At 44.3% G+C, this 14,054-nt stretch carries 12 protein-coding genes; 6 read left to right on the forward strand and 6 right to left on the reverse strand.

Annotated features, from left to right (window positions below):
• A complete protein-coding gene (locus tag SNR28_RS12630) occupies window positions 1-3,159 on the forward strand; it encodes an efflux RND transporter permease subunit (RefSeq protein WP_375752850.1) in 3,159 nt (1,052 codons plus the stop codon).
• Window positions 3,160-3,200: 41 nt separating this feature from the next.
• On the opposite strand, the gene SNR28_RS12635 is transcribed toward SNR28_RS12630, so the two are convergent.
• Window positions 3,201-3,650 carry a MarR family winged helix-turn-helix transcriptional regulator gene (locus SNR28_RS12635; RefSeq protein ID WP_375752851.1) on the reverse strand — a complete coding sequence of 150 codons (450 nt, stop codon included), beginning with the start codon at window positions 3,648-3,650 and terminating at the stop codon, window positions 3,201-3,203.
• Between the two features lie 195 nt (window positions 3,651-3,845).
• Between SNR28_RS12635 and SNR28_RS12640 the strand changes: the two genes are divergently transcribed.
• The gene (locus tag SNR28_RS12640) at window positions 3,846-5,552 is read left to right on the forward strand and encodes an amidohydrolase (RefSeq protein ID WP_375752852.1); all 1,707 of its coding nucleotides are present in this window, start codon (window positions 3,846-3,848) and stop codon (window positions 5,550-5,552) included.
• A gap of 72 nt (window positions 5,553-5,624) precedes the next feature.
• Here the strand turns inward: SNR28_RS12640 and SNR28_RS12645 are convergent, their stop codons facing one another.
• Window positions 5,625-6,542, reverse strand: coding sequence for a LysR family transcriptional regulator (locus tag SNR28_RS12645; protein WP_375752854.1), 918 nt, complete (start codon window positions 6,540-6,542; stop codon window positions 5,625-5,627).
• A 351-nt stretch (window positions 6,543-6,893) separates the two neighbouring features.
• On the opposite strand from SNR28_RS12645, the gene SNR28_RS12650 reads away from it, so the two are divergent.
• The 4 genes from SNR28_RS12650 (at window position 6,894) to SNR28_RS12665 (ending at window position 10,213) form a co-directional block, all read left to right on the forward strand.
• A complete protein-coding gene (locus SNR28_RS12650; protein WP_375752855.1) occupies window positions 6,894-8,279 on the forward strand; it encodes a reductive dehalogenase in 1,386 nt (461 codons plus the stop codon).
• Window positions 8,280-8,294: 15 nt separating this feature from the next.
• Window positions 8,295-8,576, forward strand: coding sequence for a tetrachloroethene dehalogenase (locus tag SNR28_RS12655; RefSeq protein ID WP_375752856.1), 282 nt, complete (start codon window positions 8,295-8,297; stop codon window positions 8,574-8,576).
• 121 nt (window positions 8,577-8,697) lie between these two features.
• Window positions 8,698-9,483 (forward strand): tetratricopeptide repeat protein, encoded by a 786-nt coding sequence (locus tag SNR28_RS12660; RefSeq protein ID WP_375752857.1) that lies wholly within the window; start codon window positions 8,698-8,700, stop codon window positions 9,481-9,483.
• On the forward strand, window positions 9,464-10,213 hold the full coding sequence (locus SNR28_RS12665) for a helix-turn-helix transcriptional regulator (protein WP_375752858.1): 750 nt from the start codon (window positions 9,464-9,466) through the stop codon (window positions 10,211-10,213). The genes SNR28_RS12660 and SNR28_RS12665 overlap by 20 nt, the downstream gene beginning before the upstream one ends.
• Window positions 10,214-10,280: 67 nt before the next feature.
• Here SNR28_RS12665 and fucO read toward each other — a convergent pair whose 3' ends face one another.
• From fucO to fucK, 4 genes are read right to left on the reverse strand one after another with little or no spacing between them, the layout of a single operon-like run.
• Entirely contained in the window at window positions 10,281-11,429 is a 1,149-nt protein-coding gene (fucO, locus tag SNR28_RS12670; RefSeq protein WP_375752859.1) for a lactaldehyde reductase, read from the reverse strand.
• 50 nt (window positions 11,430-11,479) lie between these two features.
• Window positions 11,480-12,127: an L-fuculose-phosphate aldolase gene (gene fucA, locus SNR28_RS12675; RefSeq protein ID WP_375752861.1), complete on the reverse strand. Its 648-nt coding sequence runs from the start codon at window positions 12,125-12,127 to the stop codon at window positions 11,480-11,482.
• Entirely contained in the window at window positions 12,124-12,567 is a 444-nt protein-coding gene (fucU, locus tag SNR28_RS12680) for an L-fucose mutarotase (protein ID WP_375752863.1), read from the reverse strand. The genes fucA and fucU overlap by 4 nt, the downstream gene beginning before the upstream one ends.
• The gene (gene fucK, locus SNR28_RS12685) at window positions 12,560-14,017 is read right to left on the reverse strand and encodes an L-fuculokinase (protein WP_375752864.1); all 1,458 of its coding nucleotides are present in this window, start codon (window positions 14,015-14,017) and stop codon (window positions 12,560-12,562) included. The genes fucU and fucK overlap by 8 nt, the downstream gene beginning before the upstream one ends.
• Window positions 14,018-14,054: the final 37 nt, after the last annotated feature.

Consider the following 14,054-nt stretch of genomic DNA (forward strand, 5'->3'; position numbering starts at 1 on the left):
ATGGCTATCAGTACGTTATCTTACAAGCTGTTTATCGACAAAGTTATCTCGACGCTATTGATACTCATCCTGTCACTCGGTGGTGTTTTTGCTTTCAATTCGATGGTGAGGGAAAACAACCCAGATTTAGCCATTCCTTCTGCGCTCATAACGATAGAGTGGCCTGGAGCCGCAGCTCAGCAGATAGAAAAAGAAGTCACCAAGCCGCTAGAAGACATTCTTAATGGTATGAATGGCCTTAAGAAACTTAATAGTGGCTCTCAGTTCTCTTTTTCTATTGTTGCTGTCGAGTTTAGTGCCAATATTGCTATTCCAGAGGCGATGAATCAGCTGAGAGCAAAAGTGGACGAAGCAACAGCAAAGTTCCCCTCAGAGGTGAAGCGCCCTAAAATCGAGCAGGTATCCATCAATGATACTCCGGTAATCGAGTACATGCTGTTTGGTGAGCTTGATGACTACTCATTAAGTCGTGCTGTAAAGGCCATTACCAAGGCTCTGGAAAATCACCCTCAAATCCGAAAAGTCGATAAGGCTGGATTCCGTGATACTAGTGTTCACGTCCGCTTACTTCCTGATAGATTACGTTCTTTGAACATATCCCCGCTATTAGTGCAAAACCGTCTGCAACAAGCGAACAAGGATATGAGCTGGGGGGAGTTTGATGATGGAAACTCTGTTACTGGACTCTATTATTCGGGTCGTTTTGATTCTATTGAGATGCTTAAGGCTTTGCCGATAGCTAGAACTTCAGATAACCGGGTCATTAAACTGGAAGAAGTGGCACTGGTTTACAAAGGGTTGGATAAAGCTAAAACGGAAACCTATTTTTCTGAAAAAGGCTCAGAGTACCAGAAAGGGATCTCTATCGGCATCAAGAAAGCATCTGGTGCAGATACTATTGCTCTAGTTGAAGACGTGAAAGCCATGATGGCGGAAATGAAGAGCCAGAGTTTTTGGCCGCATGGCCTAAAGTACTCTACGGTAGCTGATGAAAGTGAGCTTATTAATGATTCATTTAATGAGATCTTTTCTAACATCTGGCAAGCGATGGTAGCGGTATTTCTGGTACTCATGGTGCTATTGACATGGCGTGAAGCGATTATTGCTGGGCTGGCAATTCCTTTAACATTCCTTGGAGTAATTCTGGTGCTTTGGATGATGGGCTCAACACTCAACTCCATGGTTATCATCGGAATGGTATTGGCTCTAGGTTTGCTGGTGGATGTTTTTATTCTAGTGATGGAAGGTATGCATGAACATATCTACGTCAAGAAGATGTCTTTCGCTGATGCAGCAGTAGCAACAGTAAAAACTTATGCAATGCCGGCATTTACCGGGCAGTTAACTACCATTTTGGCAATGAGCCCGATGCTGGCCATCGGTGGCACTGATGGTAAGTTTATCCGTCTGCTTCCATTGACCGGTGTATTGTGTCTGGTGATTAGTTATCTGGTTGCCTTTGTTATTGCTATCCCTATGTCACAACTCTTGCTGAAAGCTGAAAAACATACTCAGATCAGCAAGATGGATCAGTTTGCAAAGCAAATCAGCTCAAGTGTTAAAAACTGGCTGCAAAGCGTATTACTGGTAAGTAAAGCGCGAATCTGGGCGCTCATTGTATCAGTAGTCATGATTTGGCTAGGCTCTTCATATCTGTTTTCTCAGTTGCCTTCACTGTTATATCCGAAAGATGATGGCAGAAATATGGCGATAACAATTCGATTAGCACCAAATGCAACTCTTGAGCAGAGCCGGGAAGTAGCGGAAATTGCGGGAGACTACCTAAACAAGCAGCCTTTCTTTAACAACGTTACTATGTATGTCGGTAAGCGTTCTCCAATAGCCGTCGGATCTTTGAATGAACAGACCGCACGGAACACAAGCTATAACCTGGTTGGATTTTCTCTCCTCTTTAGCCGCAAAGAAGAGCGTGAAAGGATGGCTTACGAGTACATTGATGAGCTAAGAGTTGGTCTTGAGAAAAAGCTGGAAAATGTGCCGGGGATAACGCTTACTTTCAAAGCGGAAACGGGCGGTTCTTCGACAGATGACCCGCTCCAGATAGTAATTAAAGGCGACAATCTTTATGAGCTAAAAGCACACGCTGCAGAGGTTGAGAAGGCACTTTCTGGTATTCATGGAGTTATGGATGTTCGAAATAACCTAGGGCACTTCCGTAGTCAGTCACGTATTAAAGCCGATGCTGAAGCATTGAGCTTTCATGGGATTTCAGAGGATGATTTTGCCGCCCAACTACGAATTGCCAGTGAAGCGGATGAAATCGGCAAGTTTAAGATGGAAGGGACGCAGGACGATTTAGATATACGTTTGAGTACGTACTGGGATAGCCGGCCGGACGAGATAGGAGGCTCTAAGTCATACTCAGAAATCGAACTATTAGGTATTTTTAACGCTCGTAATGAGTCCGTACCTTTAGGTAATCTGATCGATTACGAAGTGGTAAATGTCCCGTCGGTGTATGTTCACAAAAGCGGTAAGCGTTCAATTACCGTTATGGCTAAGTTGGAAGGAACAACAGTCGGAGAAGTGATTACACAGATAGATCCTGAACTGAAAAATATGAACAAAATCTGGGGTAAAGGCTACAGCTACTACTTCTCTGGAGAAGCTGAGAGTGCAGGAGAAACCTACTCATCAGCCGGGATAGCGCTCGTGTTTGCTCTGTTGTTAGTATTTGCGGTTCTTACACTTAGCTTGGGTACCTTTAGTCAGGCAATGGTCGTTTTGTCTACGATTCCGTTAGCATTGATCGGCACATTTAGTGGCTTCTGGGCTTTGAATATGCCGTTTTCATTCCCAGCGATGATTGGCTTAATCTCCCTGATCGGTATCGTTGTTAATAACGCGATTGTCATGTTGGATACCATGAACAGTCACCGAAAAGCGGGGCGTTCTGTAAAAGAGTCTGCAGCGCTTGGAGCATCTGAGCGATTACGGCCAATATTAGGAACGACCATTACTACACTAGTCGGTCTTGTTCCGTTAGCACTGAGTAACCCAATGTGGTTCCCGCTGTGTATGGCGATAATCTTCGGGTTATTAGCATCTACGGTAATTGCAATACTGGTGATACCAGCTCTTTATGTTATTGCAACACCTGAGCGCTCTATCAACACTGTTGAATGCATAACAACTTAAAATTCGTGAAAACAGCCCTCTGTAATCGAGAGGGCTGTAGTTTACGGAAGCTCATTGTTTTCGCGACATGTGATGACATTCTTCATCATTTTTCTTTGTACTTGTCTTACTGTCTCAAGCTCTTCATCAGTAATATCTCGCGTTAGTAATTCGTTCCACCTATCAATGATCGCTACGAGATCGGATTTTAGCGCTATTGCATTGTCAGTCAGATAAACCAGTTTTGCTCTCGCATCATTTGGAGAGCTTTGTCTGGTGATCAGTTCTTTCTTCTCCAACTGTTTAAGAGATCTGGCTGCATTTGCTTTGTCTACCTGTACTTTCTGAGCCAAATACTCTTGAGTTACGCCTTGTTTGCTATAAAGCTCCATTACAAATGGAAGCTCAGAGAAGGAAATGTTGTATTCAGATAGCATGCTGCTTACAACCCCTTGCTCCTGGCGGTATAAGATGGCTATTTGTCGACTCAAAGGGTCACGTCTCTTTTTCAAACTTACTTACCTTTACAAATAAATTGTTGCGATCGCAACTAGTTTTAAGTCAATTTAGTTGTGGTCGCAACCAAATTGACTTTTGTGGAAAGATTTAACCACTTGTTGTGTCCGATTTTCTCAGTTTTTACTAATAAATGCAGTAATCGTAGCGGCACTGTGTGCAGCTTGATATACCAATACAAGGGTAATGCAATGAATTTCAAAACTAGTCAGACCGTTCTATTTACCATACTTGCTGGTGTTTTTAGTGCTCCTTATGTTAACGCACAAGATAGTTCAGGATCTGTTGCCTATATTAACGGACATATTTATACAGGGGATACCGCACAAAAATTTGTCTCTTCTGTTGTGATAGAAGAAGGCGTATTTCGTTATGTAGGTGATGACTGGAGCGGTGTGAAAAACAAAGGCCCAATCAAAGTTATTGACCTTAAAGGAAAAACGGTTGTCCCTGGATTATATGATAGTCATATACATCCTATTGGAGCGGGTGAAAAGCTGCTCTTTGAGTGTAACTTTTCACAACAAGCGAGTGTTGAAGAGATTTTAAGTGCAGTATCTAAATGTAGTCAGACGATCCCTGAGGGGAGCTGGATTACAGGTGGGAGCTGGGGGGCGGAGATACTTGCTGAAGAGAACCGGCCATCCATCGAAATGCTGGACAAGGCATCTAATGGTCGTCCTGTCGTCTTAACTGACTTTAGCCATCACAATATCTGGGTGAATAGCAAAGTTTTGGAACTCGCAAACCTTTCAGATAGTGAGCTAAGTAAGCATGGAGAGTTAGTTGTACGGGATGCTGAAGGTAACCTGACAGGGTTCTTTCTGGAGCAGGCGAATCGGGCTGTAAGCAGTGTTGTTCCTGCTCGCAGTGATAATGACTATAAGCTGGCGGCTAAAAAGGCGGTAGATGAGCTGAATAAAGTTGGCATTATTGGGGTGAAAGATTCTTATGTATTTGATACCCAATACAAAGCGTGGAAAGCGCTTGATGATGCCGGAGAGCTAACTGCGAATGTCGGTCTTTCATGGGGATGGCCTACAAGCAACAATATGACCAGGGATCAAACCCTTAAAGCTTTCACCAATATGGTAAAACCGAGCTCGGGGCACCTTTACGCTAATTTTGCCAAGATGACTTTGGATGGTATTCCGCCGACTAAAACCGCAGCGATGCTTGCACCATATAATCCAGAAGAGAAGGAGGTTCTCGGAACACTGAACTATTCCGAAAAACTACTCGCAACGAATCTAATGTGGTTGGATAAGAACGGCTTTACTACTCAGGTTCATGCAGTTGGGGACAGAGCGGCCCGTACCGTTCTTAACGCAGTTGAAAAAGTTCGTCAGATTCAGGGAGATTCAGGGCTAAGGCATGAGATTGCTCACGCATGCATTGTTGATCCTTCGGATATAAAACGCTTTTCTGAGATAAATGTTGTTCCAAACTTTTCACCAATATTCTGGTACCCAAGTCCAATACAAGATGGATTAGAAATGGTGATAGGAAAAGATAGAGCAACCCGAAATTGTGAGATTAAGACCTTGATTGAAAATGGATCTTTGCCAACAGGGGGATCGGATTGGCCGGTATCTTCGGATATGAACCCGTGGAAAGCGATGGAATCCATGATTACTCGCCAGGATCCAAACGGGTTGCGTCCCGATCAGGTGCTTTGGCCTGAACAACGTATCACCATCGAGCAGGCTATGGAGATTTATACTATAAATGGTGCCAGAGCACTTCGTATTGAAGATAAGAGTGGCTCAATAGAAAAAGGGAAATCAGCAGATATGTTGATTTTGAATCAGGATATTTTCTCTGTTGATTCTGAAAAAATAGGTGAGACAGAGGTATTGAGTACCATATTTGAAGGCGAAGAGGTCTACCAGCAGTAAATAGCACAGGCTGTATACAGAAGGTGCAGCGAATATTGCTGTACCTTCTGTATTAACTTAACGGATGAGTATCTATTCCTGAATAAAAGGTCTGTCTACCAGCCAGTTAATACTTTCGTGACCTATACAGTTTTCAATGATCTCTAAAGCTTGTTCTATCACTGTGTACTCACCACTCCGCCATCGGGCTTCAATCGGCGTGACATAGCCTTCCCGACCTAACTCTGTAATGACTTCCTGGATTTCAGGCCAGCTTTCAGCACACAAATGCTTAGGAAGAAAAGCCCAACCAGTTTTCTGCTTCAATGCCTCTTTCAGCAACTCTATATCGGTAATCGAGATATTGTTTGTTGTGAAGATAAGGTGACGATCAACGTATTTGTTGCTGTATGCTCGTGGAAGTACCTGAGTGTGGGAAACCAGCTCGGTAATATTGACGGGTTGCTGAGCAAAAAAATCTTTGTGGGCATAGAACCTGAAAGGCATATTGCCAATGAGTTTTCTGTCGGCGTCAAAGTCAGGTTCATCTTTAATCGTAATTGTCGGACTTAATGCCAGGTCAACTTGGTTGTTACCCAGCATCTGAATTGCTGTTGCCTGCTCGGTTTCGATAAGCTCTAGTCGAATGCCTTGCTCCAGTAGTTTCGACAATGCGCAAAGGAGTGAGCTTTTCGGTACGACATCAGTGTAAGCGATACGAAGCAATGTGCTGTGCTGCTGATCGGTTGCCTGATTGACTAACTCTTCCCAGGCCGCAATCTGTCTGCTCAATAGCACTGAGTGGCGATAGATCTTTTTACCTAGTGAAGTTAGCTCAATGGATCGAGAATGCTTCTCAAAGAGAGGTTGCCCCAACTCTTCTTCGAACGCCTCAATATGCTCAGATATTGTTGAACGTCCCTTTCCAAGTTGCTTCGCTGCCGCAGAAAAATTCTTGTGTCGGGCAACAAAAATAAATGACTTTAAATGGTTGTAATTAAACTCACTCACAGTGCTTCCTATTTAAAAACAGCTAACTCTATAAATATATCCGTAAATTAAAATGATGCCGTTGATATGCTTCATAGTAATTTTACCAGTGATAGAAAATATGTGATTCAGCACGGTATTTCCTTACAAAAAATAGGGAGTAAATGTATCTGCATTGTTACGGTTTTTACCCTTTGATAACAAGATTTGACCGCGGTCGATAGTTATGGTGTATAGGTCACACATTTACATCTGAAATTGATATCAGTTTTGAAACTAGCGCCGGAAATCCCGACACGCAGTGACTTGGTAAAAATACATGTTAGGACGGACAATTTTCATCGGACAAGATAAAAATGATGAAGGTCTATTATGTCAAAACATGAACAAGAGAATACCGATATTCAGGATTCCGGAAGACGTAACTTTTTTAAACTGGGCGTGGGTGCCGCCGCTGCTGTTGGGTTGGCAAGTGGAGCAAAAGCCACTGAGAAAGATCCACAATTTCGTAGCCGATTACATGAAGATTTTCCAGCCGCTATCGACTTTGATGTTATTGAGCCAATGCCTCAGGAAAACTCTGTCTGGGCGTTTATCTCTAGCAAAGCTCTAGGGGAAAAATATCCAGAGAGAAACCAAAACTTTGCCGGAGGATGGAATTTTCAGGAAAACAACTTCAATCCTATGGTGGGGTTGGATAACAACAAGTCGGGCATGCGCCAGTTAGATATGGCTCTCGAGTTTGCCAGCTGGTCTATGAATGATAGGTTGGCTCCGGCTTCTCAGCGTCTCGCTATTAACTCGGGTGTGTATAGCTGGGATCAGTCAGGTGTTTTTCCACAGAAATGGGAGTTCGCAAGTGGTGAAGAAGCGAGTCAGGCGATAAAAACCGCTGCACGTATGTTTGGTGCTGAGCGCTGCGGTATTACGCCGAATGAGCGTCTGTGGAACTTCGATCCGCTTTATGATTATGACGAGGACCGACAGGTATCCTGGGATGAGTTTCCGTTTAAACCTAAGTCAGTGATTGTGCTTCTGGTTGAAGAAGATTACGAAGCAATGGCGACAGCGCCATCTTATGTATCTGGTGCGGCAGTTGGTATGGGCTATTCCGATATGGCGTATGTTGCCGGTACCATGGCGAACTTTATTCGAACACTTGGCTATCATGCTGTCGCATCGGGTAACGATCTTGGCAATAGCGTTGCTTATGGTATTGCAGCAGGTCTTGGGGAAGGAGCTCGAAATGGCCACTTGATGGCGCCTCGTTTTGGTCCTCGTGTTCGTATCGCCAAGGTATACACCGATCTTGAATTACCGAAGGAAGCTTACGATAAGCCAAGAAGCTTCGGCATTATGGAGTTCTGTGAAAACTGTAAGCTTTGTGCAGATAAATGTCCTTCTCTGGCTATTTCGATGGATGAAAAACCTGGCTGGGGACCTACGTATGAAAATGGTGAAAATCCAGAGTACTCATGGCACCACCAACGAGGTGTTAAGAAGTTCTATAACGATGCGAAGAAGTGCTACAAGTACTGGGTTGATAGCGGAACCGACTGCGCTATCTGTTTAACCGCATGTCCATGGAATAAACCTGATTTCTGGCATCACCGTCTGATTGATGCTTCCAATGCTTATACCGGAGGACCGATTCACACCTTTATGAAGGTGATGGATGAGTTATTTGGTTACGGCAACGTATTTGATGAGCAGGCTGTACATGATTTCTGGCAGACCGGCAAAGATATCGAAGTATAACTGGAGGACAAAATTATGATGGAAATAATGTGGTACCTGCTTGGCATGTTAACAACGGCTGCAATCTTCGGATATCGTCATCTAAGCAAGAACTATCAGCTTAATTTAATTGCAAAGCTGGGCATTTTGGCTTCGGCAGCAGGTATGTGGTTTTGTATTGCCTGGTCATGGGCTTCATTTGTTGAGAGAGAACCTCAGTCGGGAGCGATGGGTTTAATTATGTTTGGTTTGATATCGGTAGTGATATTCACTCTGACATGGCGTACCCAGATAGCTCAAAACAGGATCAAGAACTAGAACGGCTGATCTTTTCAGGAGTGCCCAAACCGATGGCACTCCTGACTATGATTGCAGTGTGATACCTGTTTATTCATGTACTTGCACTGAAGCGACAAATGAACCAAAACGAGTAAAGACTATGACGTTACAACAGTCCTCTAATACACCCACTCAGGCTCAAAACCTCTATCTTATGGCTGCCAATCACTTGAAAGGAGTGCTAAAGGAAGCGGACAGTGAAGTTGCGATCGGGTATCTGGAACAAGCATCTGAGCTGGGGCTATGTGAAGCGCAATATCAGCTAGGAGTGATTTACGCGGAAGGTACACTGCGCCCTAGAGATTTAAAGTACGCGCAGCAGCAATTTGGTGTTGCAGCCGAGCAGGGATTTGTTCCGGCCAAATTTGCCTTAGCAACCTTACACGCAGAGTTCGATGAATATGAGAAGAGCTTTGAATTATTCAAAGAGCTTGCAGACAGCGACGTCACAGAAGCTCAGACTAATCTGGCGAATATGTACCTTCTGGGATTGGGCACAGAAAAAGATGTGAATACGGCCATTTATTATCTGACTAAGGCAGCTGAGAAAGGAGACAGGCTTGCCAGATATCGCCTCGGAGAGATCTATTATCGGGGAGATGATGTTGTTAGTAATTATCTGCTCGCAAGGCAGTACGTTGTTCAGGCTATGGAACAAAAGTATTTGCCAGCTTACCTGATTATGGCTTCTATGCTTGAGCATGGATACGGTATTACTCAGGATGTAGTACGCGCATACAGCTTATACCGGTTTTGTCAGCAATACGGTATGCCGGGGTTATCAGAGTTGATGAGTGACATTCTGAGTAACCTTGAACCGTTAGATGCAGAAAGAGCGAAAGCTTTGGCAGAGGAGTATTGCAACCATGAACCCATCCCTGTCTGAACACTGGCATACAGAGCTGATGCAATCGGCTTTTGATAGTATCGAGCTGACAAGCTTTGATATTTGGGCGGGGTTGAACCCCGAAGAGAAGCACTTCAGTAGCTTCAAGCCGGGTGAGTTTGACTACATGACCTTGCTGTATACAACAAAAAACGTTTCTTTAGAGCATGTATGGCAACACTCACCGCCATTTCTTAATCATCATGACAGAAATGTTGATCGGCTAATGAAATCGGAAGAACCTGTTTTGCATTGTAAGGGGTTGATAAGAAAAGAGTCTCAACCAGTATTAGAGCGTTTTGCTGATCAGCATAATTTTCTGCACCCTAAGACCTGTACTGTTTTGGTGCCAGTCAGCAGGGAAGTTGAGAGTCGCTGGAAGGCCGTACTTTCTATTAGCTTTATCGTCGAGCCCGAACACGGTGCGAGTGACTTTGTTTATCGTTATCGAACTAAGTTGTTACAGTGGGCTGATAAGGTATACCAGCTGTGGCGAGCATTTGAAGGCAACAAGTTCAACCTATATAAAGTGCGGGGGTTGTTGTGTGAAAACGCAGTCAAGGTTGCTGAATTGCTTATTCAGGGGCTTTCTGGAAAGAAAATAGCAGAGTGTCTACACATTACCAGCTCAGGGGTTGAATACCATATAGATACGATGCGGCAGGCGTTTGGTGCGAATAATCGTAGCCAACTAATAGCGGAGTTATTCCGGCGAGGCATTGTGTGTTGAAAGTGGAGGAGAAAAGGAGAAGATCATCTTCTCCTTTTTAATCACCTGTCTGTATTTAAAACGGAAATTAGAGAGCCTGTTTAAAGATCGCTTCCACTTCCAAAGGTGATGGTTGTCGAGGGTTGCCTCCAAGACAAACATCCTGAAGAGCTTTATCGATCCACTGACCAATATCAGATTCTTTTATACCAAGCTCGTTAAATCCTGATGGAATACCTACTTTTTCAGAAAGAGTACGAATCAGGCTGACTGCGAGTGTAGCAGCCTGCTGATCATTTAACTGACAAGTATCACCACCCATTACCTCGGCAATAACTCTGAAGCGCTCAGGGTTTTCTTGTGCGTTAAATTCGCAGACCTCAGGTAGCAAAATGGCATTGCAAACACCGTGTGGAAGGTTGTGTGTTGCACCTGGCTGATGGGCCATTGCGTGCACTAAACCAAGACCGGCACTGTTGAATGACATTCCTGCCAGATACTGAGCATCCGCCAGCTTAGCTCTTGCTTCAATATTACTGCCGTCTTCAACCGCAACGGGTAACCAAAGGTTGATAAGTCGTATAGCTTCAAGCGCGGTAGGTTGTGTCAGAGTGTGTGCTCCAGGGGTAACGTATGATTCAATCGCGTGAGTAAGTGCATCCATGCCTGTTGCAGCGGTTACATGTGCTGGAAGCCCTAGCATTAGTGATGGGTCATTAACCGCGACATCTGGCATTTGCTTGCTATCAACCAGCACCATTTTTACTGCGCGATCTTCGTCTGTGATCACAGAGTTCGATGTCATTTCAGCCGATGTGCCAGCGGTTGTATTGATAGCGATGAAGTAAGCACCGTTATTTACGACTTGCCCAACTCCCTCATACTGGCAAATATCGCCTTCGTTAGCGGTCATAATACGAATAGCTTTAGCACAGTCGATTGGGCTACCACCACCTACCGCAATAAAACAGTCGCAGCTGTTATTGGTATAAAACTCAACGCCTTCTCTAACTAGGTTTGCTGTCGGGTTGGGAGTCACTTTATCAAATACCACATAATCGAAACCTTTCTCATCCAGAGCAGCAAAAAGGCTACTCAATACATCCAGGTCGATCAGGTTCTTGTCCGTGACAATAAGTGCCTTTTTAACCGGCTGCTGGTTTAAAATCTCGATAGACTCTTTTACAGCGCCAACGCCAGACAGGGCTAACCTTGGCAAATTCAGTGCGAATACCATAATTATTTCCTTTAAAATTATTAGGCCCGCTGGATGCGGGCCTTACTGAATTATTTTTCTACGCGAAGACCGTAGGATTGGAATTTTTGCAAAACGACATCCATTTCTGATTCATCCAGAACAGGAACTTCTGCTTGTATTGATAGGGTTTTCAAATATAGCTCTGCAAGAACTTCACATTCATGTGCCAGCCAAAGTGCTTTTTCCAGCCCTTTTTCAGCCGCAATAAGTCCGTGATGCTGAAGAAGAATAGCCTTGCTCTTAGTCATGCCTTCGGCTACATAATCAGCAAGCTTAGCACTGCCAAAAGTAGCGTAAGGTACACAAGGTATTTCTGTCGCGCCCGATGCCGCAACCATATAGTGGATCGCAGGTATTGGTTTGTTAAGGATCGATACTGCGGCACAGTTGATCGAATGGTTGTGAACAACAGCATCGACATCCTCTCTTGTTTTGTAGCAAGTCAGGTGGAATAGCCACTCGCTTGAAGGTAGTTTTCCTTCTTCAAAATCACCATTTTCAGATACATACACGATATGCTCTGGTGTTAATTTTTCGTATGGAATCCCTGTTGGTGTAATTAGCATTCCGTTATCAAAACGCACACTCACGTTGCCAGCCGTGCCCTGATTTAAGCCCAGGCGGGTCATTTCCAGACAAGTATCAATAATTTGTTGCGATAGTTCATTACGTGTCATGACAATTCCTCAATGGGTGTAACACCCTTCTTTAAAATAATGTTGCCGTATTTCGCTGTTTCTCCAGTAAGGACAACGGCATAGCAATCTTTTACGCGCTCGTAAAAGGCGAATCTTTCTACTCGTGCAATCGTTGGGATTTCTGCGAGTGTTTTGTTGATAGCAAAGCGGTACTTTGCTTCGACCTGCGGATCTAGGGTGTCATTTTCCACCGCTTGCATCATAACGAGCGGTTCATCGCAGTACTGATCCAGTTCAAAAAGCGGGATGATGCCATTGAGCAGGGTAGCGACACCAACTCCGTCGGCTCTGATCACTTTCTTGCCAAATGTGCCCGCTGGAAAATGAGCGTCTGCCAGTAATATTTCGTCGCCATGACCCATTTCACAGAGCACTTCTAGCAGCTCAGGGCTGATTGCAGGATGAATTCCTTTAAGCATGTTTCATCTCCTGATATAGAGCTTGATAGCGAGATTGATTCTCACCGGGATAAATCGTTCTGTAGGAGGGCTTCATTGCCTTCTGAGCGTCATTCGCGGAGTCGTATACTTTGGCACCTGAAAAGGTGTACATTGCTGCTCCGATTACGGTTGCTTCAGGCTCTTCTACAATCTTCAGTGGTATGTTGAGAACATCTGCCCGAATTTGGTTCCACAAATCGTTTTTAGATCCTCCACCAACAACAACCAGAAACTCAGGTTTAAATCCGCCGATCTCTGATAGAGTCTCAAGGCTGTCTCGCAGTTTAAATGCCAGGCTTTCTAGCGCAGCACGGTAGATTTCACCTCGTGTTGTGTTGATCGAGATACCGCTAATCGCTCCGTCTCCACTGCCTTGCTGATTTGTCAAAAACTCAGGAGAGAATCGGACGCCATTGCAACCCACTTTAACTGCCTGACCTTCTTCGATCATGATGCGGTAGATATCATTTTTATCGGCAACGTCGTTAAATAGCTTGCCCGTTACCCACTCCATTACAGCACTTGAAAGCCATTGAATAGCGGGGTTAAACAATGTGTTATTTGAGTCAAACTCAGTGGTCAGCCCCTGTTGCAGATATTCACTCTTTAATGACGGACATTCAGAACGTGCCATCAGGATTTCCCAGGTACCAGAGCTTAGAAACGGCTGTCGTTCTTCAACTCCAGAACCAAATAAAGCAAACTGGGTGTCGTGACCTGTAGAGATAACCGGAATACCTTTAGGAAGCTTAAGTTCTTTTGCGATCTCTTCTTTTAGGTTGCCAACCTTTTCACCTGCATTAACCGTTTCAGGAAAATGCTCGGAAGTAAGGCCTAGATAATCGAGCACACCCGAATGCCAATCTCCAGATTCCAAGTCGGTAAGCATAGAGGTACCGGCCATGGTTCGGTCTGTACTTATCTCACCTGTAAGTCGATAGGTCAGCATAGAAGAGATAAAGATGAATTTATCCATACGCTGATAAACATCTGGCTCGTTGTCTTTTAACCATTTAAGCTTATACAAGGTGTTAAAGCTGTAATCTCCGATACCATTTTCTTTGTAGAACTCAGAGCGCTCTAAATCATTTTCTACCTGTTCCATGACTGGAATAGTTCTTGAACACTTCCATGAGATTACTGGATATATCTGGTTTCCTTCCGCATCAAAAGGAGCACCGTCAACACCAAAAGTGGTCACTGAAACTGCACAGATAGAGCTACTGTCAATTTGAGCTGTGATGGCCTGACTACACTCAACAAGCTTGTTCCAAATCTGTTCGAAATCCCAGGTGTGCTTTACTGGTTGTTCACCAGTTTGCTCGGTTTCGTTGCGAATATAATGAGATGCAACGATCTTACCTTCATGGTTTACCGCGATAGCTCTGACGTTGGTGGCACCGCAATCTAAAATAACGACATTAGACATAGTGATTCCTTACAGAGGAACCCGCTTAACGGGCCCC

The organism is Vibrio iocasae (assembly GCF_042245395.1).
Taxonomy (GTDB): Bacteria; Pseudomonadota; Gammaproteobacteria; order Enterobacterales; family Vibrionaceae; genus Vibrio; species Vibrio iocasae.

Coding starts and splice junctions, on each gene's coding strand:
- SNR28_RS12630 (WP_375752850.1), top strand. CDS start 1: ATGGCTATCAGTACGTTATCTTACAAGCTGTTTATCGACAAAGTTATC.
- SNR28_RS12640 (WP_375752852.1), top strand. CDS start 3,846: ATGAATTTCAAAACTAGTCAGACCGTTCTATTTACCATACTTGCTGGT.
- SNR28_RS12650 (WP_375752855.1), top strand. CDS start 6,894: ATGTCAAAACATGAACAAGAGAATACCGATATTCAGGATTCCGGAAGA.
- SNR28_RS12655 (WP_375752856.1), top strand. CDS start 8,295: ATGATGGAAATAATGTGGTACCTGCTTGGCATGTTAACAACGGCTGCA.
- SNR28_RS12660 (WP_375752857.1), top strand. CDS start 8,698: ATGACGTTACAACAGTCCTCTAATACACCCACTCAGGCTCAAAACCTC.
- SNR28_RS12665 (WP_375752858.1), top strand. CDS start 9,464: ATGAACCCATCCCTGTCTGAACACTGGCATACAGAGCTGATGCAATCG.
- fucO (WP_375752859.1), bottom strand. CDS start 11,429: ATGGTATTCGCACTGAATTTGCCAAGGTTAGCCCTGTCTGGCGTTGGC.
- fucA (WP_375752861.1), bottom strand. CDS start 12,127: ATGACACGTAATGAACTATCGCAACAAATTATTGATACTTGTCTGGAA.
- fucU (WP_375752863.1), bottom strand. CDS start 12,567: ATGCTTAAAGGAATTCATCCTGCAATCAGCCCTGAGCTGCTAGAAGTG.
- fucK (WP_375752864.1), bottom strand. CDS start 14,017: ATGTCTAATGTCGTTATTTTAGATTGCGGTGCCACCAACGTCAGAGCT.